The sequence below is a fragment of the Endozoicomonas sp. G2_1 genome (assembly GCF_017744155.1).
Classification (GTDB): Bacteria; Pseudomonadota; Gammaproteobacteria; order Enterobacterales; family Alteromonadaceae; genus JAGHQT01.
On record NZ_JAGHQT010000015.1, the window covers coordinates 55690 to 78520 of the forward strand.

The 22831-nt window shown below is 42.9% G+C and carries 25 protein-coding genes; 12 read left to right on the forward strand and 13 right to left on the reverse strand.

The genetic code is table 11. The features are described 5' to 3' along the window. Positions 1-11: 11 nt before the first annotated feature. Complete coding sequence (locus J7384_RS14870; RefSeq protein WP_209115287.1) at positions 12-755, reverse strand: hypothetical protein; 744 nt, start codon at positions 753-755, stop codon at positions 12-14. A gap of 197 nt (positions 756-952) precedes the next feature. Between J7384_RS14870 and J7384_RS14875 the strand changes: the two genes are divergently transcribed. The 3 genes from J7384_RS14875 to J7384_RS14885 all read left to right on the forward strand — a co-directional run bounded on the left by J7384_RS14875 (position 953) and on the right by J7384_RS14885 (position 3100). Continuing rightward, positions 953-2131, forward strand: coding sequence for a histidine kinase (locus tag J7384_RS14875; RefSeq protein WP_209115288.1), 1179 nt, complete (start codon positions 953-955; stop codon positions 2129-2131). A gap of 2 nt (positions 2132-2133) precedes the next feature. Beyond that, on the forward strand, positions 2134-2781 hold the full coding sequence (locus J7384_RS14880) for a response regulator transcription factor (RefSeq protein ID WP_209115290.1): 648 nt from the start codon (positions 2134-2136) through the stop codon (positions 2779-2781). 175 nt (positions 2782-2956) lie between these two features. Further along, on the forward strand, positions 2957-3100 hold the full coding sequence (locus J7384_RS14885) for a hypothetical protein (protein ID WP_209115292.1): 144 nt from the start codon (positions 2957-2959) through the stop codon (positions 3098-3100). A gap of 146 nt (positions 3101-3246) precedes the next feature. Here the strand turns inward: J7384_RS14885 and J7384_RS14890 are convergent, their stop codons facing one another. Then, complete coding sequence (locus J7384_RS14890) at positions 3247-4809, reverse strand: long-chain fatty acid--CoA ligase (RefSeq protein ID WP_209115293.1); 1563 nt, start codon at positions 4807-4809, stop codon at positions 3247-3249. A gap of 244 nt (positions 4810-5053) precedes the next feature. Between J7384_RS14890 and J7384_RS14895 the strand changes: the two genes are divergently transcribed. Next, positions 5054-6100, forward strand: coding sequence for an AraC family transcriptional regulator (locus tag J7384_RS14895; RefSeq protein WP_209115295.1), 1047 nt, complete (start codon positions 5054-5056; stop codon positions 6098-6100). An 11-nt stretch (positions 6101-6111) separates the two neighbouring features. On the opposite strand, the gene J7384_RS14900 is transcribed toward J7384_RS14895, so the two are convergent. The 3 genes from J7384_RS14900 to J7384_RS14910 all read right to left on the reverse strand — a co-directional run bounded on the left by J7384_RS14900 (position 6112) and on the right by J7384_RS14910 (position 8331). Then, entirely contained in the window at positions 6112-6825 is a 714-nt protein-coding gene (locus tag J7384_RS14900; RefSeq protein WP_209115296.1) for a pirin family protein, read from the reverse strand. A 10-nt stretch (positions 6826-6835) separates the two neighbouring features. After that, positions 6836-7795 (reverse strand): glutathione S-transferase family protein, encoded by a 960-nt coding sequence (locus J7384_RS14905; protein ID WP_209115297.1) that lies wholly within the window; start codon positions 7793-7795, stop codon positions 6836-6838. A gap of 89 nt (positions 7796-7884) precedes the next feature. Continuing rightward, a complete protein-coding gene (locus J7384_RS14910; RefSeq protein ID WP_209115298.1) occupies positions 7885-8331 on the reverse strand; it encodes a DoxX family protein in 447 nt (148 codons plus the stop codon). Between the two features lie 212 nt (positions 8332-8543). On the opposite strand from J7384_RS14910, the gene J7384_RS14915 reads away from it, so the two are divergent. Then, positions 8544-9470: a LysR substrate-binding domain-containing protein gene (locus J7384_RS14915; RefSeq protein ID WP_209115299.1), complete on the forward strand. Its 927-nt coding sequence runs from the start codon at positions 8544-8546 to the stop codon at positions 9468-9470. Here J7384_RS14915 and J7384_RS14920 read toward each other — a convergent pair. From J7384_RS14920 to J7384_RS14930, 3 genes are all read right to left on the reverse strand, one after another. After that, a complete protein-coding gene (locus J7384_RS14920) occupies positions 9460-10344 on the reverse strand; it encodes a LysR family transcriptional regulator (protein ID WP_209115300.1) in 885 nt (294 codons plus the stop codon). The two genes, J7384_RS14915 and J7384_RS14920, sit on opposite strands and share 11 nt — an antisense overlap. A gap of 84 nt (positions 10345-10428) precedes the next feature. Continuing rightward, positions 10429-10812, reverse strand: coding sequence for a hypothetical protein (locus J7384_RS14925; RefSeq protein ID WP_209115301.1), 384 nt, complete (start codon positions 10810-10812; stop codon positions 10429-10431). 9 nt (positions 10813-10821) lie between these two features. Then, complete coding sequence (locus tag J7384_RS14930; RefSeq protein WP_209115302.1) at positions 10822-11289, reverse strand: hypothetical protein; 468 nt, start codon at positions 11287-11289, stop codon at positions 10822-10824. A 239-nt stretch (positions 11290-11528) separates the two neighbouring features. On the opposite strand from J7384_RS14930, the gene J7384_RS14935 reads away from it, so the two are divergent. From J7384_RS14935 to J7384_RS14960, 6 genes are all read left to right on the forward strand, one after another. After that, the gene (locus J7384_RS14935) at positions 11529-12749 is read left to right on the forward strand and encodes an iron-containing alcohol dehydrogenase (protein ID WP_209115304.1); all 1221 of its coding nucleotides are present in this window, start codon (positions 11529-11531) and stop codon (positions 12747-12749) included. A gap of 86 nt (positions 12750-12835) precedes the next feature. Further along, positions 12836-14758 carry an acyl-CoA synthetase gene (locus J7384_RS14940; protein ID WP_209115305.1) on the forward strand — a complete coding sequence of 641 codons (1923 nt, stop codon included), beginning with the start codon at positions 12836-12838 and terminating at the stop codon, positions 14756-14758. Positions 14759-14937: 179 nt separating this feature from the next. After that, positions 14938-16383 (forward strand): alanine/glycine:cation symporter family protein, encoded by a 1446-nt coding sequence (locus J7384_RS14945; protein ID WP_209115306.1) that lies wholly within the window; start codon positions 14938-14940, stop codon positions 16381-16383. 76 nt (positions 16384-16459) lie between these two features. Continuing rightward, positions 16460-17032 (forward strand): elongation factor P-like protein YeiP, encoded by a 573-nt coding sequence (gene yeiP, locus J7384_RS14950; protein WP_209115307.1) that lies wholly within the window; start codon positions 16460-16462, stop codon positions 17030-17032. A gap of 187 nt (positions 17033-17219) precedes the next feature. After that, positions 17220-18020, forward strand: coding sequence for a methyltransferase domain-containing protein (locus J7384_RS14955; RefSeq protein WP_209115308.1), 801 nt, complete (start codon positions 17220-17222; stop codon positions 18018-18020). A gap of 28 nt (positions 18021-18048) precedes the next feature. Beyond that, positions 18049-18717 carry a cupin domain-containing protein gene (locus J7384_RS14960; RefSeq protein WP_209115309.1) on the forward strand — a complete coding sequence of 223 codons (669 nt, stop codon included), beginning with the start codon at positions 18049-18051 and terminating at the stop codon, positions 18715-18717. Positions 18718-18719: 2 nt separating this feature from the next. Here J7384_RS14960 and J7384_RS14965 read toward each other — a convergent pair whose 3' ends face one another. The 5 genes from J7384_RS14965 to J7384_RS14985 form a co-directional block, all read right to left on the reverse strand. Beyond that, positions 18720-19289: a paraquat-inducible protein A gene (locus J7384_RS14965; RefSeq protein ID WP_209115311.1), complete on the reverse strand. Its 570-nt coding sequence runs from the start codon at positions 19287-19289 to the stop codon at positions 18720-18722. A 195-nt stretch (positions 19290-19484) separates the two neighbouring features. Next, positions 19485-19682, reverse strand: coding sequence for a hypothetical protein (locus J7384_RS14970; RefSeq protein ID WP_209115313.1), 198 nt, complete (start codon positions 19680-19682; stop codon positions 19485-19487). Between the two features lie 373 nt (positions 19683-20055). Beyond that, positions 20056-20685: an OmpA family protein gene (locus J7384_RS14975; RefSeq protein ID WP_209115315.1), complete on the reverse strand. Its 630-nt coding sequence runs from the start codon at positions 20683-20685 to the stop codon at positions 20056-20058. A gap of 153 nt (positions 20686-20838) precedes the next feature. Next, positions 20839-21222 (reverse strand): DUF6768 family protein, encoded by a 384-nt coding sequence (locus J7384_RS14980; RefSeq protein ID WP_209115317.1) that lies wholly within the window; start codon positions 21220-21222, stop codon positions 20839-20841. Positions 21223-21240: 18 nt separating this feature from the next. Further along, positions 21241-21780: a sigma-70 family RNA polymerase sigma factor gene (locus J7384_RS14985; RefSeq protein WP_209115318.1), complete on the reverse strand. Its 540-nt coding sequence runs from the start codon at positions 21778-21780 to the stop codon at positions 21241-21243. Between the two features lie 186 nt (positions 21781-21966). Here J7384_RS14985 and J7384_RS14990 point away from each other — a divergent pair, with 186 nt between their 5' ends. Continuing rightward, positions 21967-22758 carry a hypothetical protein gene (locus J7384_RS14990; protein ID WP_209115319.1) on the forward strand — a complete coding sequence of 264 codons (792 nt, stop codon included), beginning with the start codon at positions 21967-21969 and terminating at the stop codon, positions 22756-22758. Positions 22759-22831: the final 73 nt, after the last annotated feature.

Genomic DNA, 22831 nt, shown 5'->3' on the forward strand with positions numbered 1-22831 from the left:
TGTCATTCCTTTTAGTTAACGCGATATTGCTGGCGGTATTTTTTAGCGAGGCGATTCACACAAATGCCGCCGATAACACCTGGTAATACCCAGAACATGATTTGCCATTGCTCGGCAATAAAACCCTCTAACAGACGTCTGCCACCAAAAGCGAAAAATGCGGTGTAAGCACCAATGCCAGCGCCGATGATGTTGGTCAAATGCTCAACTAACCACTCACGTGCTTTAAGCTCCTTTTTAAAGATATAACTTAGTAGTCGGTATGAATTCACTAAGCACAAAGCAGCGAATATTTGCAGTAATACGAATTGTGATGTGATGCCGAGGTAGGCAACATAAGGCGAAATAAGGGCCATCATGACAATTGGCAATAAGTGAGGTAACTTGCGAAGTGGTTGCCGGTCATTCTTACATTTTAGTACTAAGATCGAATGTCTGGTGGTGTTAAGTACCAATAATGACAACATCAATAAAAACCATGCAAATAGTCGGCTGCGTTCACTGACCACAGCAACCTGATAACTAGAGAGGGCCATTTGAGGGTCTTTAACCGCGAGCGGGTCAATTAAGACCATCAAGGTAATAATAATGCCGGTGCCGGCGACTGTTAGCATACCGTATTCAAACCACTTGCCGGCTTTAATGTGAAAGGCACTGCCTTTTTTGGCAATTACCGGTAACCAAAAAGTGATTAACGAGACACTGCCGACCAAAATGTGTAAGTACAATAAAAATGAGTAAGTTGTGTAGTACATAGTGTTGCTCCTTGACTGTTGACGCCATTTTATTGAGCACAAAGCTTGAGTTTCAGTGCCAAAAGTCACTTTTTAAAACCGTGACTTTTGGCCTATATGAAATTATTGAGGTATTTGCGATAATCGATTTATATGACGTATTTTTGTAAATAAAATCAATAAAAATATATGGTTATCACAATTAGGTTAATGAAAGTATGAAGCTGAAAAGAGTCTCGCTACAGTTGAGTTGGTTAGATGGCTTAGCGGTGGTCACATGGGGGCTAGTTTTTGCTATTTCGCTGTTTATTTTACAGGGCAGCAGCGCTGATTATCAGGAGTTTAGCAAACCGATTGTTGGTTGTTTTGTGCTTTATATTATTGCGTTTTTCGGCGCGACTCGAAGTGGTCAATTTATCACGTTCAAGTACATCCAAGAGTTATTTTATTTTGTTCAGCTATTGAGTGCTGTTGGCATTATGTTGATGTTTCCCGCCGACTATACGCCAATTCTTACGATTATTTGGGCGGGAATGCTAATTCACTTTTTCAGTTTTCGAACTTCTGTGGTTATTTTAATTGCGGTCGTCATCGTATGGTTTTCACTCTACAGTTGGCGTTGGGACAAAGAGCACGTTTACTTTACCGCGTCACTCTATGGTACGTTCCACTTGTTTTCACTGTTGATGAGCCGGCAAACTCAACTAGCAGAGCAAGCTCGAGAACAGGCTGATCAGCTCAACCGACAACTGCTCGCCACTCAACACTTATTAACCCAATCAACTCAGCAACATGAGCGCACTCGAATTGCCCGCGAACTTCACGATTTACTGGGCCACCACTTAACTGCATTGACCATTAATTTACAGGTTAGCGCGCATTTGTGCGCCAGTGCTGGCAATCAAGAAGCAAAAGACAAAGTCGATCAAAGCTATGCCTTAGCTAAGTTATTGTTGAGCGATGTGCGAGAAGCGGTCAGTACGATTAAGGCGAACGATGGCATGGATTTAACCAGCGCCATTGAAATGTTGATTAAAGACGTCCCCAAACTAACTATTCATTATCAAAGCAGTGAGCAAGTGGACCAAGTCCTCAATATCGAAGGGCTACAGATTGCCAATGATATTATTCGCATTATTCAAGAGGCGATGACCAATACCTTGCGTCACAGCAGTGCCACTGACTTTTGGATGACTCTTGATTTGGCCGATAACAATATTGTGCTGGTTATGTACGACAATGGTCGCGCGCCAAAATCACTTACCTTGGGCAATGGCTTACGGGGTATCTCTGAACGAGCAAGTGCACTCAATGGCAACGCCGATTTTGATATTAGTGGTGGTTTTCTCGCCATCTCAATTGCTATTCCCGTTATTAATCTTGAGCAAGGGCGTTAATCATGACCATCAAAATTCTATTAGTTGATGACCAAAATTTGGTGCGAGCGGGTATTAAAAGTTTACTCGGGCTGTCAGAAAAAGTCTCGGTAGTGGCAGAAGCAAGTGATGGCAGCGAGGTCTTAGCAAAAGTTGAGGCAACTGAACCTGATGTTATTTTGTTGGATTTGTCGATGCCGGTGATGGATGGCATTGCGACACTAGCAGCGTTAAATCAAGCCAACATTGCGACGCCGGTTGTGATACTAACGACATTTGATGATCACGAGCTCGTACTTCGGGGGCTGAAAGCCGGTGCCAAAGGCTATTTACTCAAAGATGTTTCGCTAGATTCACTGATTCAAGCCATCGAAACCGTTGACAATGGTGAAACCCTAGTTCAACCAGCGTTGACCGAACGCTTACTGCAAGGCTTATCAACAATCGCGCCTGAATTTGAATTACCCGCTGCGATAGAAGCGTTAACCACCAAAGAAACGGAAGTATTGCGTTTAATGGCGAGTGGCTATTCCAACAAAGAAATTTCTACGGCCTTGTTTAAGTCTGAGGGCACAGTGAAAAACCACGTTTCTAGCATATTGACTAAACTAGGCGTTCGCGATCGCACTCGAGCTGTGTTGTTAGCTATTGAAAAGGGGCTATTGAGTTAACCTTTTAGCCATTGAATGAGTGAGTCAAATACTCAACGACTCTATACTTTTATGGAAATAGGTTTGGTAATTAAATTACATTTGTTGTGTGTTTTGTTGATCTTTAAATTTTTATGGTGTAAAAAAACAACATAAAGAGTTTTTTATCACGTAAATAAAACCTGAGAGGTCTATTATGGAAGCAAAGAACACATTGTTGAAAGAAAATAATAGCGTTGAGCATTCAGAGTTCGATTACGACAACAGCGGTTGGCCACGAGACTTTGATATTAGAGTGGAAGTTGCTGAGCAGCGTGAAATTCTTGATCAAGCCGATTGATCTAAATATAAGACAAACACGAAATAAACCTTCATTAAAAAAGGGAATATTGCATGGCAATATTCCCTTTTTGTTTACGTGACGATTGGGTCATCTTAGCGCAGCGTTTAAAATATTTTTATCCGCCTTAACGCTTGCAAGAGAAATTAATCGCGCAGCTCTTTGCGCAATACTTTACCGACAGAAGATTTTGGCAGCTCATCTAATACGACAATATTTTTAGGCACCTTGTACGGTGTCAGTTGCTCGCGACAGTAGCTAATGATATCGTCAGTTGATACCTCTTCACTGACGGTAATATAAGCCCAAATAGCTTCACCCGTTTTTTCACTTGGCTTACCGACAACTGCTGCTTCAGAAATAGCACTGTGGCGAGTCAAGACATCTTCAATTTCATTAGGGTAAACATTAAAGCCCGAGACTAAGATCATATCTTTTAAGCGGTCGACAATCTTAATTGTGCCGCTTGGTTGAACAACACCAACATCACCCGTTTTAAAGAACCCGTCAGCAGTAAATACTTTATCGTTTTCATCTTCGCGGCCCCAATAACCTAGCATAACCTGAGGGCCTTTAACGACAATCTCGCCTTCTTCGCCGTCAGCGACGACTTGACCGTTAGCATCGCGCAACTGCACCTCAGTATTTGCTAACGGGTAGCCCACAGTACCAAGTTCTTCTTGACCTGGCTTGTTGAAACAAACCACAGGGCTTGTTTCTGATAGGCCATAGCCTTCGGTAATTGTACAGCCTGTTAACGTTGTCCACTTATTGGCGGCATCAGGAGTAAGAGTTGTACCACCAGAGATCGTTAGTTTTAATGTATCGAAGTTCAACGCTTTAAACGGTGGGTATTGGCTAAGGCCGACAAACAATGTGTTGATACCGGTAAAGGCAGTAAACCTTTGGTCGGTCATGCTATTAACAAATTCGTCAGGGTTTTGTGGGTTGCTAATTAAAATATTGTTGCCGCCAATACCACCAACGTAGAGTAAATTTACCGCAAATGCATAGATGTGATACAGCGGTAATGGTGTGACAAAAGCTTCTTCGCCTTCGGTGAGTTTGTCGCCAAAGTGTTGGCCAATTTGGTTAACGTTACTCAGCAAGCTCTTGTGGGTAAGGCTTGCGCCTTTTGATACACCTGTTGTGCCACCGGTATATTGAAGTAAGGCAATTTCGTTCTCTTCAATTGCTTGTAATGGCTTCAGCGCGGTTGAATTGCCGCTTGTTAATATGGCACTAAACTCATGGCTCGACGCTTGAGCCGATTCGCCAAGTTTGGCTAGTTCACTATTGCCACCAATACCAATAATATTTTGAATATCAGTATCATTGACAAAACCTGCGAGCTTTGGTGATAAGGCATCGAGAATAAACAGTGCTTTTACGCCAGCATCGGTAAATTGGTGCTGCATTTCTCGAGGGGTGTACATAGGGTTAGTGTTAACAATAACTAAACCAGCTTTAAAGGCGGCGTAAACAATAATCGGGTAGGCGAGACAGTTGGGAAGTTGAATGGCAATTCGGTCGCCTTGCTCGAGCGCGGTTTGATGTTGTAACCAGCTCGCTAATACGGTTGAGCGCTGATCGAGCTGTTGGTAAGTGATGCTTTCTCCTTGACAGGTAAAGGCAACTTTATCAGCGTAATCTTGTACGTTTTCTTGAAGAAATTCGACGATGGTTTTAGCTTGATGTAATTTGGTCATTCGCTACTCTCTACTGGTTATCTTGTTATAGTTTTATCCTGATTTTTGCACTGGTATTGAAATACCACCCCTGTACTCAGCGCATATATTTAAAATAGTAGTGATAAAGTGCTGGCTTGTTTATGTTGAAGTCGGACATAATGTATGTCATAAGCGGACAGTTTGTTTGTCAAGCTGAACATTTTTGTTGTTCTTTTAGGCAGGGAAGTCGTTTTTGGCTAGTGAAAAACTATAGTGGAGTTGTATGGAGCAATTAAACTTTTACCATATTCGAGTAAGCGCTCAAAAGGTTTATTTCTTTACCAAAGTGCTGGAACAACTTGGGGTTGATAAAGCGCAAATATTTGCAGAACTTCACGATTTACCGAATTTAGACAGCGATAACCAAGCGACGATTTCGGGTAAACAACTAATTCAAATTTACCAGAACATTAATCGACTGAATTTACCCGGTATTGGTTTAAAAATTGGTGCAGAGATTCGCGCTAAAGACTATGGCATGTATGGCTGCACCTTGTCGTCGTGTCAAACTTTAGCTGAGAGCTTAGATTTTGCTACTCGATACCACTCGCTAGCAACTCGGACAACACGACTGTATTACGATGTAAAAGCAAATGGTTCAAGTTTTTTAGGTTGTGATGATATTTTAGGGCAGCCTGAATTAAAGCAGTTTAACTTAGAGCTACAAGCCGCGATTCATTTAGCGTTGATCCGAGATGCCATTGGTCACAGTGATTTTTCACCGTCGAAAGTGTATTTTGAGTTCGCTGAGCCTGCGCATTCATCGCTCTACTATAAAATGTTCGACTGTCCTATTGTATTCGAACAAGCCGTTAGTGGTTTTGAGTTTGACCAAGATAAAATGGCGACAGAACTTGCCCGTTATAATCCGTTAGCACTGCCCATTTTACTGAAAAGCTGTGATCAACTGTTGGAGTTGGTGACTCGAGATAAATTTTTGCTGAGCATCTATAGTTGGGTGGCGAATAACGTAGACCAAGAGTTACAGTCTCAACCACTGGCAGAGCACCTTTGTATGACAACTCGCACGTTAAGGCGTCACTTGGCGGAGCACGGTACCTCGTTTAATAAGATTTGTGCCGAAGTTAAGTGTCGGTTTGCCAAAAAATATATTGATGATGACAAGCTTTCGATAGACGATATAGCGTCGGCACTGGGCTTCAAAGATAGTGCTAATTTTCGCCGAGCATTCAAGTCTTGGACTGGCTTGACCCCCTCTGAATATCGCCGTGATTGTCAGGATCAAGACTCGCAATGGAGCAAGTCTTGAAATTTGGGTACTTAGTGGCGAGGAGCATCAATAACAACCACTTCAGCATCACCTAGTGCTTTAATGATGATTTGTTGTTGCTTTGACACTTCAGCGCCATCTCCTGCATTAAGCACTTGGCTCTGTGCACCATCTACTATCTCAATACTGCCTTTAGAGCACAAGACGTAAACTTGGTGTTCAATACTGTGCTCAATTTCAGTGCCTTGATTGAGTAAGCCACCATAAATACGCGCGTGTTGATGAATAAACAATGCTTGTTCACTGTCTTCAGGGTAGCCAGACACTAATAAAGGCAGCTCTTGGTCACTGGCTTGGCTTGGAAATGCTTTGGCATCCCAACGCGGCGTAACATCGTATTGGTTAGGCTCAATCCAAATTTGATAAAAGGTCAATGGCTCCTTGCTACGGTTGTATTCTGAGTGGCTAATACCGGAACCTGCACTCATGACCTGGACTTGACCCGATGGCGTTACGCCTTGATTACCCTCACTGTCCTTATGAGTAATAGCACCTGAGCGAACAAAGCTGATTATTTCCATATTGCGATGAGGGTGGGTGGCAAACCCTGTATTGGGGGCGACCCAGTCATCGTTAATCACTCTTAAGGTGCCAAAACCGATTCGGCTCGGGTTGTAGTAATGGCCAAAACTGAAGTGATGGCGTGACTTTAACCAGCCGTGATTGGCATGGCCGAGCTGGCTAACTGGGTAGTGCGTTATCATCTTGACCTCCTTAGAGTTGATCGCGGTGGTGCGCTTGATTAAAGTCTTGCTCTGGTCCGAGTGGGACAATTAGCGTCGGGTTGATTGTTTTATGGCTCGCGTAGTAATGGCGCTTGCTGTAAGGCAAGTCGACGGTTTTGCTAACGTCTTTAAATTGGTATAGCTCGCGCAAATAGCCGCTGATGTTGTCAAAGGCTTCGAGTTGATTGCGATTACATTTAAAGTGGCCAAAATAAACCGCATCGAATCGAATTAAAGTCGTAAATAAACGCCAATCAGCTTCGGTCAGCTGGTTTCCTGCTAAATAACGATGACTTGCTAAATGCTGCTCAAGCCAATCTAAACTGTCAAACAGTTGCTGGTAAGCATGCTCGTAAGCTGCTTGTGTTGTGGCAAAACCAGCGCGGTAAACACCGTTGTTGATGGTGTCGTAAATACGACTGTTGAGTTGATCTATTTCTGGACGCAATGACGCAGGGTAATAGTCGTCAGTATTACCAGTAATGTCGTTAAACGCTGAATTGAGGATACGAATAATTTCACTGGACTCGTTGTTAACGATGGTTTGTGTTTTTTTGTCCCACAGCACAGGCACTGTCACTCGACCTTGGTAGTCAGGTGCTGCTTTTAGGTATAACTGATACAAGTAGTTGTGCTGATATAAATGATCTTGAAACTGCTCGTTTTCAAGATCAAACTCCCAGCCGTTTTCAAGCATTTCAGCCTTAACAACGCTGACTGAAATCACATCTTCTAATTGCTTGAGTTGTCTAAAAATTAAAGTTCGGTGAGCCCAAGGGCAAGCCAATGACACATATAAGTGATAGCGGCCAGCCTCGGCGGGATATTTGCTGTTTGGGTCTGCTGAGATAGTATCTCTAAAGCGGCTTTCTTGACGCTCAAATTGACCTTTCGATGCCTTAGTATCGTACCATTGATCGACCCATTTTCCGTTGACAATTAATCCCATGATAAACTCCAAATAACAGTTGGTTGAGCTAACTCGCGTCGATGACTTTACTCGTCGCGAGTAGCAGTTTGATTTGTTTTAATTCTTTATTACTTCAATCTTGCTGCAATAACATTGTCTAGGCTGAATTTTCCAGCACCTTGAATCACCAATGCGGCAGAAATTGCCAGTAAGGCCAAACCAAATTCGTAGCCGTTGTTGCTGATAAACAAGCCGTGCTCTAAGTGAACGGTGACAATGGCGACAACCATGGTTATTGCCAAAACAAGCGCACTGGGCCTAGTGAGTAAGCCGACAATCAACAGTAGGCCGCCAAAAAATTCAGCACTACCGGCTAACAAGGCCATAGCGTAGCCTGGCGTTAAACCAATTGAAGCCATCCATTGACCTGTGCCTTCTAGACCATAGCCGCCAAACCACGCAAACAGTTTTTGCCCGCCGTGGGCCGCAAAAATAATACCGGCGATCACTCGAAGCGGTAAGCTTGATAAGGTTGGTGTTGATGACAAAATTTTATTGATAGTTGTAGTGTTCATAACCTTGCTCTCTTTTAAACTTTTGAATAATTACTGTTATGCTTGTTAACAGCTGATGAAAGCATTGTATTGGTTGTTGTTGGCTAGAATAACCGCTAATATTTGTTTGATATGTTCAAAATTTTTGAATAATTGAGTTTGGATATAAATAATTGAAAAACAAGCGAGCAAAATTAAACGTTAAGCCGTCAATCACTCATTGAGTCGCCTTTATGTATCAATCACCATTAACTTTTGAAGCACTACAAGTACTCGACGCTATTGATAGCCGGGGCAGTTTTGCCGCCGCGGCAGAGCAACTCAATAAAGTGCCGTCGGCGTTATCATATATTGTCCAGAAACTCGAAGAGCAGTTGGGGGTCACCCTGTTTGTCAGGCAAGGGCGGCGCTCAGTGTTAACGCCAGCTGGGCAGCACTTGTTGTCCGAGGGGCGCAAGCTGCTCAGCGCAGCCAGTATGGTTACAGAGCAAACACAAACCATTGCTCACGGTTGGGAACCAAGGTTGAGAATTGCCTTTGATTCAATTATCGACAATAAAGCCTTGATGGCAGTTATTGCTGGCTTTCTCGACGAACACCCCAATATTGAAATTGATTTAACTGAGCAGGTTATGGGCGGCTCTTGGGAAGCTTTGATTGAAGATCGAGTTGATTTACTGATTGGCGCGCCTGGGCCAGTGCCCAGACATCAAGGGATTCGAGCACAAAGTATTGGTGAGATATCACAAATATTAGTGGCCGGTACTCGACACCCGATGGCAAGTAAAAGCGCTGTTACCGAGGTGGATTTGGCAAGTTGTCGAACCGTGGTTGTGCATGATTCTGCCACTAATCAAGTTCCTCGAACCAGTAATATTATTGAACAGAGCCGCCATATTTATGTGACTACGGTAGCGCAAAAGTTGTCGGCAGTTGTTGCCGGCATAGGTATTGGTTATCTGCCTAAAAGTCGCATAGCAGAAGAGCTCAAGAGCAGTAAATTAATCGAGCTAAATTTAGCTCAAACTGAAAGTAAAGAGGCGCCAAAACATCGAGTACAGGTAAGTACTGAACTTTTTCTTGCGTCGAAAATTGTCAACAAAGGTAAGGGATTAGCCAAGCTTAAAGACAAACTATTTGACGCTTATACTACTGTTTGATGTGTTGATTAAAAATCTCGATAAACTTTTTTACGGTTGGTGTGTGAAGGGCTTCGGGCTTGCTAATACAGTATGACGTCCACGGAATTTCAATTTGGGTACTGATTTTAACTAATTCACCGGAGGCAAGCTCGTTGCTGAACAGTGATGCTGGGCCACCCGTTATGTAGTCTGACGATTTTGCAATTGATTTAGAAATATTGTAGTTGTCGCAAGAGATTTGTAGCAGTGGATTCAGGTCTTCCAAGTCAAAAAATTTACTCAAGCCAGCGCTAATAGAGGGTGCGATAATTGAGTAATCGCGCAGTGCAGGTAACGGATGAATAGTATTATCTTGTAAGATTGGATGCTGCGGGCGAGCAACAAAAATTATCGGAGCACTTTGCACCGGGGATATTACCAACGCTTTTGGGATTTCGTCGTAGACAAATGGTCCGATGGCGATGTCCAAGTGGCCGTCTTGAATCATACTGAGTAACTTACTTGAAGACTCTACCTTCAGCGAAAGTTGTACTTTGTTGGTTTGATTAATAAAGTCGAGTAAGACATCGGGAAAATAAAGTTGCTCGATAACCGGCCCTAATCCGACATTTAAACTGCCACCTTCAAGGTTAGACAGGCGTTCGACGTGTCTGCACATGGCATTGAGGCGCGCCTGAACCTGCTGGCCATTGTCAATTAAGTACTGGGCAACAGGAGTCGCTTTCATGCCAGTATTGTGACGATGAAATAGCTCGATATTGAGTGTTTGTTCGAGTCGGCCAATGCGTTTACTCAAGGTTGGTTGCGACATGTAGAGTTTGTCTGCCGCTTTGTTGATACTGCCCAACTCAGCAACCATTTGAATTAAATAAATGTCAGAAACGTCAAGCACACGCGACTCGAGCAAAAAATAATTAATAGATAACGGCTAATATATTCTATTTTTTATGTGGTGAAAATTAAATTTATTGAACAGCTATGGCGCTTGATGTAACCAGTCGCATTGATCTTCTTGTCCCGGATCAGGTAAAACATGACCGCCTTCCATCACCCAAGAAGCGGGAACTTCGACCAAATTTAAGTCGAGTTGCTGCTCAGAAATATTCAACAGTTTACAGGTTTGTGCGCGCATATCTGCATATAGCTCATCGTTTAGTGCTTGGCTTCTGCCTTTGCGAACCGTCGCTAAAATATGATATTTGATGCCGGCTTTGAGGGGAAACTTTTCCCAATAAATGACGTTGACGAAAGTCTCTGGTGCACCGGTGTAACCGCAGTGTATGTCGACAATAAGTTGCGCGAGTTGTTGCTTATTTACAGCTGAAATATTATCAGTAGCCGAAACAGTATATAGCGGCATGGTTGGCTCCTATCCGACGTTAATTGATAACTGAAAACGCCCTTTAATCAGCTTGCTTATCAGCAGTTTAACTATCAGTTTTAGCAACTGACTCTTTCGGCCTTGCGGGTTAAACCGAGCAAATGAGGCTTTGGTGTATTGCTCTGACAGCGCTTTATCCATAACACTGAGAATGATTTCATTTTCACTGCATCCGGTTTCTTGCACCCACATTTCGCACATAGCCGACATAAAAGCGTGGCGTTTATTGTTACTGGTGTTGTTTTCAACAGGCATTGTTATTGTTGTGGCAGTGGATGGTTTACCCGCGATATAAGCTTGGCCTTCAGGAATCTCGAGCCAAACAAAGGCAAATTTATAGTGTTCGCCTAAATGTATTTTGTACAACTCGATGGTGTTTTTTTCCAAACGGGCAAATTTACTTTTAGAAAAAGCACCTTGTTGAAACAATGCCAAAATACGCAGCTTTTCAGCCATATACTTGGTACTCCCATCACGGTTTTAAACATATATTCATCATCATAGAAGCTGTTTGGCTATTCGGCCAGTGAAAATATTTTGCCCAGCGGTAAAAAAACTGAATAGCGAATTGCTGAAAAGTTAACTTGTATCTAGCCAAGTCTTCACTATGGGTATGCCTAACTTTTATAGTGGTTATTAAAACTATTCAGTTTTCTTTATAGTGATAAATTTTATACTCGATAATAGGATTTTTGTTGATTGGAGCACCAAAAGAAATGTTTGACGCTATTTACAACGCAGTTTTTAGGCAGGTTTTTTCAGTCATAATGAAGGTCATGCCACCACCGGCGCCAAAGCTGTATCAAGGACAGGGCTCTGCCAAAGCCTTGTGTCAACACATCAGTGATACAGAAGTAAAAAGTCTACTCATTATTACCAGCGCAGAATTAGTCGAGCTTGGCTTGTTAAAGCCCTACATTGATTTACTTGAACAACTTGAGGTTTCAGTCAGTGTTTTTGACAAGATTGAACCCAACCCTTCAATTAGTAGTGTCAAAGCGGCGATTGACAGTTATCACCAACACCAATGTCAAGGCGTACTAGCTTTTGGTGGCGGTTCGGTTATCGATGCCAGTAAAGCTGTGACACTGCAAATAGGCAACAAAGTACCGGTAGAAAAACTCGTCGGTTTATTTAAAGCGCGCAAGAAAGCGGCCCCTTTTTTTGCAATACCTACAACTGCTGGTACTGGCTCAGAAATTACTAGTGCAGCGGTGATCAGTGGTGAAAATCATCAAAAAATGTTCATTGTTGACCATAAAAGTATCCCTATTGCGACTGCTTTAGACTCTGAACCCATGTTGGGCTTGCCCAATTTTATTACCGCTGATACCGGTATTGATGTGTTAACTCACGCGGTAGAAGCTTACATTTCAAAGGTTGATAACCCTACAAAAATACCGTTGGCGATTAATGCAGTTAAATTAGTTTTTGAAAACCTTCCCAAAGCTTACCACCAAGGTCGTGACCACGAAGCGCGCGCCAACATGGCTTTGGCATCGTTTCAAGCAGGTGACGCATTTAACTTTATGGGCTTGGGCTTTGTTCATGCCATATCGCACCAACTAACGGCGTTTTATCAAGTGCCGCATGGTCGCGCCAATGCGATAGTCTTACCCTATGTTTTGACCGCTTCATTTGATGCCATTGCGCCCGCGCTTGCAAGGTTGTCAATCGCTGCTGGTTTGGCTAACGGCGAAACTAATCAGCGCACGCTGGCTCAGCAGTTTATTGATCAAATTAAAAGCCTTCTGGTTGAAGTCAATATTCCTTCGACCATCGAGAAAATTAAAACAGAAGATATTCCCTCGATCGTCAAAGGTGCTCGTAAAGAAGCTGTCGGTAACTATGCGGTGCCATATTTGTTATCAGTGCGTGAGTGCACCAATATTTTGCAGCAATTACAGGGAAAATAAACAGAGTAAATTGAGATGTTGCTGTTGCCAGGGCGGTTAACAGCAATAGTCAGAGAGTAAATCGTTAACTATAAGAACTATATATAATGAACAACAGTAATCTTGAGTCTTTAAATGATGTTGTCGCAGTTGAACAAACTGCCTACGAACAGCAAAACGTGCCGAAAACAACTTACGATGTCTTTGCTAAAAGCGCAAAGGATTTCAGCCAGAAAACCGCGATGGCGTTTTTTATTGATGTTGACAATTATCAGCAGCCCCATCAAGTAAGCTATCAAACCCTGTTTGAACAGATTAATCGCACAGCGAATACGTTTAGACGATTTGGCGTTGAGCGCGGCGACGTAGTTGCCTTTGTCTTACCTAATTTACCTGAAACTCATTATGTTATTTGGGGCGGTGAAGCCGCTGGTATTGTAATGAGTTTAAACCCACTGTTGGAAGCCAAGCAACTGTCGAGTTTAATCAGCTCAGCCAATGCTAAGTATTTGGTTTGCTTAGCGCCAACACCGGGTCTAGACATTTGGGAGAAGTGCGTAAAAGCTGTTGAGCACAACAAGCAACTTAAAGGTATTTTTACCGTCAGTTTAAGTAACTACTTACCTGCTTTAAAAGGCACTATTACTAAAGGCTTTTCTGCATTCAAAAATCTAACGGGTGAAAAACTGCCGATTCCAGTATTTGATTTTGCCAAAGAGTGCGCCAAAGCCAATGGTGAACAGCTAGATTTTACTCCGCCAACTAGCGACGACATTGCGTCGTATTTTTGTACTGGTGGCACCACAGGACTGCCGAAAATTGCCCGTCGAAGCCATAGCTCAGAATCATACAATGCATGGGCGATTAGACAGATGTTTAACGGTGAATTTACCGAGGACTTAAACATTTTTTGTGGCTTGCCATTGTTTCACGTCAATGGGCAAATTGTGACAGGTTTAGCGCCGTGGAGCGCTGGTGCCACGGTGACTTTAGGTACTCCGCAAGGCTACCGAGCGCCGGGTTTAGTTGAGAACTTTTGGAAAATAGTTGAGCACTACAAGGTTAACATGTTCTCAGGAGTGCCAACCCTATATGCGGCCTTAGTTAACTTGCCAACCGAAGGGCGTGATTTGTCCAGTTTGAGCAAAGCCATTTGTGGTGCGGCGCCTTTACCCAAAGAGCTTTACCGCAAGTTTTTATCGACGACTGGTGTGCCATTAGTCGAGGGTTACGGCTTAACCGAAGGCACTTGTGCATCGAGTATCAACCCCGGCCTTAGTGACGAAAATGTCGGTTCAATTGGCTTTCGTTTACCTTATCAAGCAATGGCGGCATTTGTGCTTGATGATGACGGTAACTACTTACGCGATGCAGCGCCTGATGAAGTAGGAGCTATTGCCATTAAAGGGCCGAACGTTTTTGCCGGCTATGTTGAGGCCAAACACAATGAAGGTATTTGGCTTGAGCGCGACGGCGAAACATGGCTCAACACTGGCGATTTAGGCCGACAAGATGAACGCGGTTACTTCTGGTTAACCGGCCGCAAGAAAGAGTTGATTATTCGCGGTGGTCACAATATTGACCCGAAAACCATTGAAGAAGCAATGCACCAACACCCTAAAGTGAGTTTAGCCGCAGCGGTTGGGCGTCCTGACGCGTATGCTGGTGAGCTACCTGTACTTTATGTTGAACTCAATGCTGGTGAACAGGTTGAAGACGGCGAGTTAATGGACTTTGCACAAAGTCACATTGCAGAAAAAGCGGCGTGGCCGAAAAAAATTACCGTACTCGACAAATTGCCGGTAACGCCAGTAGGTAAATTGTTTAAACCGGCGCTTAATCAGCTTGAAGTTGAAAGCGTGGTTCAGCAAGTGGTGACTGAGCAAGGTTGTGAGCTTCGTAGCCTTGAAGTTAGACAAGACACTAAACACGGCATGATGGCTGACATTAGCCTCAAAAACGCCAACGATAAGCAAGCAGATTTGGAAAAAGCGCTAAGTTTGTTCGCATTTGCCTATCAAATTAACTAATCAGCACCGTTTAACACGATCAGAGCCCACAGTCGTTGGGCTCTTTTTTTAACTAATAGAATCTTCAATCTCTCGTCGATATCATAATATTATCTTATGTATAACAAACACTTGTTGCTGATTGTAGGCGTGGCGTTTATGCTGACTGCAATCGATAAACGAGATAGTCTGATAGTGACATGATAGAAAGCTTAGTCAATACCATAAACAATATCCTTTGGGGACAAGGGCAGATTCTAATCTACTTGCTGTTATTCGCGGGCTTTTGGTTCAGCGTTAAACTCAAATTCGTACAAATTCGTCACTTTGGCTACATGTTTGCGGTGATGAAAAACAGCACTCAATCTGATCAATCAGGTATTTCTTCGTTTCAAGCATTGTGTACGGGCTTGTCTGCGCGCGTTGGCACCGGCAATTTAGCGGGTGTAGCGATGGCGATATCGCTAGGTGGCAGCGGTGCGGTATTTTGGATGTGGGTTATTGCTTTACTTGGCATGGCAACAGGCTTTGCGGAAAGTGTGCTGGGACAATTATACAAAGTTAAAGATCAAAATAATGAATTTCGCGGTGGACCAGCGTATTACATTCGCCAAGGCTTGGGCAACCCCTGGTTAGCGGTAACTTTTGCTGTTTGTCTGTTTCTCGGCTATGGCTTCAGTTTTAGTGCCATGCAAGCCAATACGATTGCCGAAGCGCTTAACAATACCTTTGCTATTACACCTGTGTATTCTGGCGTCGTTATTGCCATTATTGCCGGTATTATTGTCATGGGCGGCCTGCGCAGCATTGCACGTTTTGCCGAAAAAGTGGTGCCTGTGATGGGGCTGGCATTTGTTGGTTTGGCTTTAATTGTCACAGTGATTAACATCGAGTTAATACCAGCGATGATCCAAGACATTGTGCTCTCGGCATTTGGTTTGACTGAAGCGGCGGCGGGCGCTTTTGGAGCAGCAATTAAAAACGGTATTCAGCGCGGTTTGTATTCCAATGAAGCAGGTGCTGGTAGTGTACCGCACGCTGCAGCAGGTGCTTCGCCAGTGCCCAATCACCCAGTAGCACAAGGTTATGTGCAAATGCTTGGCGTCTTTTTTGATACGATGGTTTTGTGTACTTGTACTGCGGTGATTATTCTACTGTCAGGCATTCAGCTAAACGGAGAAATGGCGGGTATTAGTATTACTCAAGAGGCCATGACTGCGCACATTGGCGGCGCAGGTACCTATTTCGTCGCGGGTGCTATTACCTTGTTTGCTTTTACCTCAGTAGTGGCAAACTATGCCTATGCAGAGAGTAATTTGCATCTATTTAAGCTTGACCATAAAGCAGGACGCTTGGCCTACACTGCAGTTTATTTGTTGATGGTTATTTGGGGTGCAAGTGCTAGCTTAAAACAAGTATGGAGCTTGGCGGATATGGCGTTGGGCTTGATGACCTTGGTGAATATCTACGCCATTGTCCAGCTGACACCAACCATTGTCAGTTTGACTAAAGACTATTGGCACAAACGCGCCAGTGGACAGAAGATTGAGTTCTCAGTTGCTGATGTCGATATTCAAGGCCAAACTTCAGCGGACATTTGGCAAAGGTGCGATAGTGACAAAAAACATTTGAAAAATAACGGGTAAAATAGCGAATTAATGGTTTTTTTTCGGGGCGTTTTTAGGTATGTTGCAGCGATAAATTTGAAAATAGGAAAGTGTTATGCCTAAAGCAAGTGAAGTGAAGAAAAATGCCGCGATAGAGCACAATGGTGGTGTTTATATTATTAAAGACATTGAGCGTTCAGTGCCACAAGGGCGTGCAGGTGGTAGCTTATACCGTATGCGCATGTACGATGTAGTTACTGGCAACAAAGTTGATGAAACGTTTAAAGATGTCGATATATTAAAACTTGCTGATTTGCGCCGACGCGATGCCATGTTTTCATATGTTGATGGCGATCAACACGTATTTATGGATAACGAAGACTACACGCCATACAATTTAAATACCGACGCTATTGCCGAGGAAGTACAGTTTATCAATGAAGATACTACAGGGTTACAGGTAATTATTATTGACGACCAGCCTGTTGGCATTGACTTACCAGCTAGCGTTGAACTTGAAGTGACAGAAACAGACCCGTCAATTAAAGGTGCCTCTGCGAGCGCTCGCACCAAGCCAGCAATTTTGAGTACAGGCTTAACTATTCAAGTACCTGAGCATATTTCAACTGGCGATAAAATTAAAATTAATACCGCAGAACAAAAGTTTATGGGACGTGCTGATAAGTAACTAGCAGTTTGGACCAGCCCAAGACTGTATCGGTTATTTGATAGTATTACCGTCACCATCACTATCACCACAGCCAAGGCCAGCAATAAATAATATTGCTGGCCTTTTAGTATCTGAAATTATTTCCTTGGCTAGGCTTTCTTGTAAGCTATGATTTATATAATCCAACCGTTTAGGATGATTTAGTATGAGAATTAACACCTTACTCGCCTCTAGCCTACTTGCTAGTGCACTAACCAGTGTCACCAGCTTTGCCGAGCCATTATCACTTTCCGCGTTAGAAAATGTTTTAGGTGCTGAGTCAAGACCAGCTGCCGATAGCAAGCGCGATGCTGCCCGTAAACCAGCGCAAATTATGAAGTTTGCCGAAGTTAGTGAAGGTGATCACGTCCTTGATTTATTTGCTGGCGGTGGTTGGTACACCGAGTTGTTTTCTATTGCCGTTGGCAGTGAAGGTAAGGTATACGCACAAAATGATGAGGTAATTTGGCGCTTTGCTGAAAAGCGTATTAAAGAGCGTACTAAAAATAATCGCTTAGCAAATGTTGAGCGTTTTGACCAAATCGCTATCGCCGATGTCAACGTACCAGACAATAGTGTTGATTTAGTTTTTACTGCATTGAATTACCACGATTTGTTTTTTACTCATACCGTAAGAGATGGCAAAAAAGTCGTACTGAGACCCAATGGAGCCGTTGATTACAAAAAAGCACTAGCCAAACTTAAAAGAGTGTTAAAAGACGATGGTGTTATCGTTATTATCGATCACCACGCAGAACCCGGCAGTGGTTATGAGGCGGCCAATACTATTCACCGAATTGATGCCAACATTGTTAAACATCAGCTTGCCGAGGCTGGTTTTACGCTAGTTGAAGAAGCGTTTTATTTGACGAACCCCAATGATGATTTAAGCAAAAATGTGTTTGCTGCTGATACCAGAGGCAAAACCGATCGTTTTATTTATAAGTTTGTTAAAGCAAAATCATAACTGTTATCAGTGATAAAGTAGGGGGTGTATGATGCTCAATATGGATTTTAGTCAGCGAGTAGTGATTAACAGTGCTGAAATGGCTTGGCAACCGAGCCCAGCTCAAGGAGTATTGCGTAAACCTTTGGCTCGCCAAGCTGCCGAATCTGGCCATGCGACTAGCGTTGTGCAATATCAACCGGGTAGCCGATTTGCCGAGCATCCACATCCCTATGGCGAAGAAATTTTAGTGCTTGAAGGCGTTTTCTCCGACGAAACCGGTGATTATGGCCCGGGCACTTATATTCGCAATCCACCGGGCACTAAGCACAGCCCGTTTAGTGAACCTGGCTGTGTTATTTTTGTGAAACTCAACCAGTTTGCCGAAAGCGACTTAACACAAGTGCGCATTGATACTCATAACACTCAGTGGCAGCCGGGCGTTGACGGTTTGCAAGTAATGCAGCTACATGAGTACGCAGATAAAGACGGAACAGTTGAACACGTTGCGTTAGTTAAATGGCCCGCGGGAGAAGTGTTTAAACCACACCGTCATTTTGGCGGCGAAGAAGTTTTTGTTCTCAGCGGCACATTTAAAGACGAGCACGGTAGTTATCCTGCAGGTACTTGGCTGCGCAGCCCCCACCAAAGTCAGCATCATCCTTTTGCCGAAGAAGAAACGGTTATCTGGGTCAAGACGGGTCATCTGCTTGTTTGATTTTAAACCTGTCGTGCCTTAACACTACTTTGACTCAGTTGTGTACCCAATAGAGCTACTAAGCAATAGCTGGCGAAATAGTAAAAGCCATGACCAACTGAAGATAGGGTTTCACTGCTGATCATCAGCTTGAGTTGAAAGCCAAACATGGTCAATTGGCTAGTATCGGCTGTTTCAGCATGATTAGTTGACAATACCGCCAGAAAAATCGCCACCACAAAAACATCTGCCATCGACCATTTACCGATACTGGCGATGAAGTTAATAATGCGCCTTTCTGTATCAAGGTTTTTACAAAAATAAGCCCAAGTTGATAGCAAAAGCTTTACTACTGGCACACAGATAGAAAAAGCAAAAATTAATAGTGCAACGAGAATTCGCTGTTCATGCCACAGCTCTTCAATGGTGCCAATGAGGGAGAGTTCTTTGTTGATAAGCTCTGACGACAAACTAGTTCCGCTTATACTGGCCATCATTTCCATATTCAGTGAAAACATTGGCAATAGTATTCCTGGGACGAATAAGGCGAGGGCGATGACGTTGAAAGTAAAACCTAAGTGCTTTTTAAGCATATAAAAATCATTGTTTTGTTACTCGTGTTGCCATCATAGCGAAATGTTTTTTCGGCGCAAGCGGACTTCGGCATTGTTACTATAACTTTTGTCCTTATTTATCTTTCGATAACAATGCCTTGGCTACGATTAATATTGATTTAGTCAACATAATATATACTTATCACTCGTTTGATTTTGAATTTTTGGTTGAGACTAGTTGTAACCCAATACAAAGCTTTCACTCTCTTCATTGCCGCGAGCAGCTTGCAAAGATATAGCGCGTTGATTTGCCTGCTGACGGCTACACAATTGCATAAGTTGCGCTCGGTAAATGCTAGATTGCTCATAAAGCTCTTGGTTAAAATCAGGAACTAACTGTTGTAATCTTGATGTATTTTGAACGTGGCTCATAACGACTCTCCTGTGTTCATTACTCATTCTTTTTAGTAGGGGCTTAGTGAAAAAATAGCCGGTAAAGATACTGCGTTATACCGGCTGAGATATTCACGGCAATTAAGATATTGCAGAGTTAATGCCAAATTTTAAGGTTTTGTTTTTAAAGGTTTTTGTTTTATTTGTGATGTTTGGGTTCTTACTGTTTGCAATTTGCCTGACGCTGCTATTGCAAATTGCAATGATTGAAGGTTGGAAGGCAACTTTGTGACAATCAAAGCTGCATGCTGATAAATAACAGAAACAAAAAAGGCTTATCGATAGTGATAAGCCTTTTGGTGTTCACACAATACTTATTAATGCATTGAGATAAAAAACTGTTATTTGGTAGTTACGCCTGATTTGGAATAATTTGAATCTCAACGCGGCGATTAAGAGCACGGCCGCGGTCAGTTTCGTTACTCGCAATAGCTTGTGATTCACCATAACCTAGGGTTTTCAGGCGAGCTGCAACAATATTTTGGTTGACCAAATAGTTTTTAACACTTTCCGCTCGTTGTTCAGATAAGTTTTGGTTAAACTGGGCTGAACCGACATTGTCAGTGTGGCCTTCGATACTTAACAGTGTTTTGTCGAACTTGTTTAGTACTTTCGCAATATCGTTTAGTGTGTTGTGAAAGCCTGATGTGATATATGACTGACCAGTGGCAAAAGTAATATTTGATGGCATAACCAAACGCAAGTTATCACCTTCGCGAATAACATCGATGCCCGAGCCTGAAAGTTCTTCTCTGAACTCTTGCTCTTGTTTATCCATGTAATCACCAATCGCTGCACCAGCCAATGCACCAATCGCTGCACCCCAGACGGCACGCTTATTTTTGTGGTTACTGGTAGATTTACCTAAAACGGCACCAGTAATTGCGCCGATAGCAGCACCTTTTTCTTTGTTGGTTGCAGCACAACCTGATACTGCCAATGATACGGCTACAACAGGTAGAATCAGTTTGTTCATTTTCATGTTTTAAATCCTGTAAAAGAGAACTGATGCCATAATATCAAAATTAACTGAACGTAAAATGAATAATACTTTTCTGGGGCTAATTTTTGTTATTAGTGATATAGCCAAGCGCAATAGTAATTGTATTTCACATTGGTAATACTCGTGATGTTCTTACTGATGTTTTGACAACGAGTTATACAAGCGCTCAACGCTCAGTTCTAGCCGTTTTATTTCTCTGATAGTGGATTGACGGTTCATTTCCATAAAGGTCCACATTTTTAGCGCGGTTTGCACGAGTGTGCTTAAGCCAAGGATCATTGCCCAAGTTAAGCGGGTATGAGAATCGTGTTCGACAAAGAAAAATTGATAACCAGCCCAAAGTAACAACAGTGTCACTGCAAATGCAATCACTGATATCAGTGTTACTAACCAGCCAAGAGAGCCGGTAAATGCTTGCTTTACGTAGATGAAAATACTGTCGTCATGAACGAGAGTAGCATTTAATTGCTTTGCTTCTTGTTCGAGTTCTTGTTTGATTTTTTCATCAATATTCATAACAAATACTCCAGAGTTTTAATGACAACTATTTGTCAGTGTTTTTCTTAATTGATTGCGAGCTCGGTTTAAGCGAGATTTTACCGTGCCGATTGGTACCCCTAGTACTGTGCTAATTTCTTGTAAGGTCATTTCCTCAAGATAGAACAAGTAAATCGCCTGTTTATCTATCTCACTTAGGTGATTGATCTGTAAGAGTAAATCATCATTTATTGCCAATGAATCATGGTGTTGTTGTGCTTGATGACATTGTTCTAACTCTTGTTGTTCGGTTAGTGGCTCTTCATTGATGCGTTTTCTTTGCATGTCTGTCGCCTGCCAACGCAACGAGCGATAAAGCCAACTTTTGAAAGCTCTCGGGTCGTCAAGCCGCCTAATAGACTTAGTCATCTTCAACCAGGTATTCTGGCATGCGTCCATTGCCAGTGATTCGCTGTTGAGCAATTTATATGCGAAGCGCAGTAAGCCCGGTTGAAAGTGACGGCACAGTTGGTCGAAGGCATTTGAATCCCCCAACTTCGCGGCCATCACTAGTAAATCAACCCGTGCTTTTTCCACAGAAATTTCCTCCAAGCTTAAAAATATTAACTTTGTTTCAACGTGTGCAAGTATTTCTAATTATTAAACAAGACGAATTGTCTTTGCCAAAGGTTCACGGTTTTTTAATCAATTAGCGGACAGGTGCAATTTTTATGGTAGTATTTCAGCAGTTTATTAGCATTTACCCTTTTCCTGTAGAGATGCATGATGGCAAGTAATAAAATTGAGCCCAAAATAACCTTAGATAACGAAGACCGCGCTGCATATATCAAGGAGCGAAAAACTCCTACCTCTCAATCTAAAATTGCAAGTGCAGCTGAGGTGAAATCGGCTAGTTCAACCAATTCTTTGTGGTTGTTTCTACTGTTAGCTATTGCCCTAGGTGGATACGGTGCCAGCTGGTGGCTGTATCAACAAACTCAGCAGCAATCGCAGTTAATTACTAAAGCGGAAGGTAGAATTGCTGATCTTGAACAGCAGCTATCGGCAACTGGTGAAGAAATGGGGGAGTCTGCCGTTGCGATGCAAGTGAAAGTATCTGGCTTGGTTGAGAAAACCGATAAACTTTGGACTGAAATGGACAAGCTTTGGGCATCGGCATGGCGACGTAATCAAAGCGAAATAAAATCGTTAAATAGCAAGGTTCTTAAGCAAGGTAAACAAGTAACAGCAAACGTAAAAACAGCCGAACAAGCCGCGCAACAAGTGACTGCAATAGGTACTAGAACTCAAACCATGCAAACCAATCTCGCACAGCTAAAACAATCGGTAGCTCAACAAGACTCACAAGTCAGAGAGCTTAAAGAGACCTTATTGCTCAACCAAGCAGATAGTTTGCAAGCGGAAACACAATTAACCGCAGTGAAAGAGCTACTCGATAAATTAGAACAGCAACAAAAAGCTCTTGCCCAGCAGGTACAGGCTTTGAGTAGTAACAACACGCAAGCGAACTCACAATCTGTAAGCGCTCAAGTGGCTGGAACTGCTGGTCAGTAACTTTTCGAACACCTTTTTATTTGGTAGCAAGGCGCTAAGCTGCACTAGCACAGTTCCTTGCCGTCGGTACTGG

Coding starts and splice junctions, on each gene's coding strand:
- J7384_RS14870 (WP_209115287.1), bottom strand. CDS start 755: ATGTACTACACAACTTACTCATTTTTATTGTACTTACACATTTTGGTC.
- J7384_RS14875 (WP_209115288.1), top strand. CDS start 953: ATGAAGCTGAAAAGAGTCTCGCTACAGTTGAGTTGGTTAGATGGCTTA.
- J7384_RS14880 (WP_209115290.1), top strand. CDS start 2,134: ATGACCATCAAAATTCTATTAGTTGATGACCAAAATTTGGTGCGAGCG.
- J7384_RS14885 (WP_209115292.1), top strand. CDS start 2,957: ATGGAAGCAAAGAACACATTGTTGAAAGAAAATAATAGCGTTGAGCAT.
- J7384_RS14890 (WP_209115293.1), bottom strand. CDS start 4,809: ATGACCAAATTACATCAAGCTAAAACCATCGTCGAATTTCTTCAAGAA.
- J7384_RS14895 (WP_209115295.1), top strand. CDS start 5,054: ATGGAGCAATTAAACTTTTACCATATTCGAGTAAGCGCTCAAAAGGTT.
- J7384_RS14900 (WP_209115296.1), bottom strand. CDS start 6,825: ATGATAACGCACTACCCAGTTAGCCAGCTCGGCCATGCCAATCACGGC.
- J7384_RS14905 (WP_209115297.1), bottom strand. CDS start 7,795: ATGGGATTAATTGTCAACGGAAAATGGGTCGATCAATGGTACGATACT.
- J7384_RS14910 (WP_209115298.1), bottom strand. CDS start 8,331: ATGAACACTACAACTATCAATAAAATTTTGTCATCAACACCAACCTTA.
- J7384_RS14915 (WP_209115299.1), top strand. CDS start 8,544: ATGTATCAATCACCATTAACTTTTGAAGCACTACAAGTACTCGACGCT.
- J7384_RS14925 (WP_209115301.1), bottom strand. CDS start 10,812: ATGCCGCTATATACTGTTTCGGCTACTGATAATATTTCAGCTGTAAAT.
- J7384_RS14930 (WP_209115302.1), bottom strand. CDS start 11,289: ATGGCTGAAAAGCTGCGTATTTTGGCATTGTTTCAACAAGGTGCTTTT.
- J7384_RS14940 (WP_209115305.1), top strand. CDS start 12,836: ATGAACAACAGTAATCTTGAGTCTTTAAATGATGTTGTCGCAGTTGAA.
- J7384_RS14945 (WP_209115306.1), top strand. CDS start 14,938: ATGATAGAAAGCTTAGTCAATACCATAAACAATATCCTTTGGGGACAA.
- yeiP (WP_209115307.1), top strand. CDS start 16,460: ATGCCTAAAGCAAGTGAAGTGAAGAAAAATGCCGCGATAGAGCACAAT.
- J7384_RS14955 (WP_209115308.1), top strand. CDS start 17,220: ATGAGAATTAACACCTTACTCGCCTCTAGCCTACTTGCTAGTGCACTA.
- J7384_RS14960 (WP_209115309.1), top strand. CDS start 18,049: ATGATGCTCAATATGGATTTTAGTCAGCGAGTAGTGATTAACAGTGCT.
- J7384_RS14965 (WP_209115311.1), bottom strand. CDS start 19,289: ATGCTTAAAAAGCACTTAGGTTTTACTTTCAACGTCATCGCCCTCGCC.
- J7384_RS14970 (WP_209115313.1), bottom strand. CDS start 19,682: ATGAGCCACGTTCAAAATACATCAAGATTACAACAGTTAGTTCCTGAT.
- J7384_RS14975 (WP_209115315.1), bottom strand. CDS start 20,685: ATGAAAATGAACAAACTGATTCTACCTGTTGTAGCCGTATCATTGGCA.
- J7384_RS14980 (WP_209115317.1), bottom strand. CDS start 21,222: ATGAATATTGATGAAAAAATCAAACAAGAACTCGAACAAGAAGCAAAG.
- J7384_RS14990 (WP_209115319.1), top strand. CDS start 21,967: ATGATGGCAAGTAATAAAATTGAGCCCAAAATAACCTTAGATAACGAA.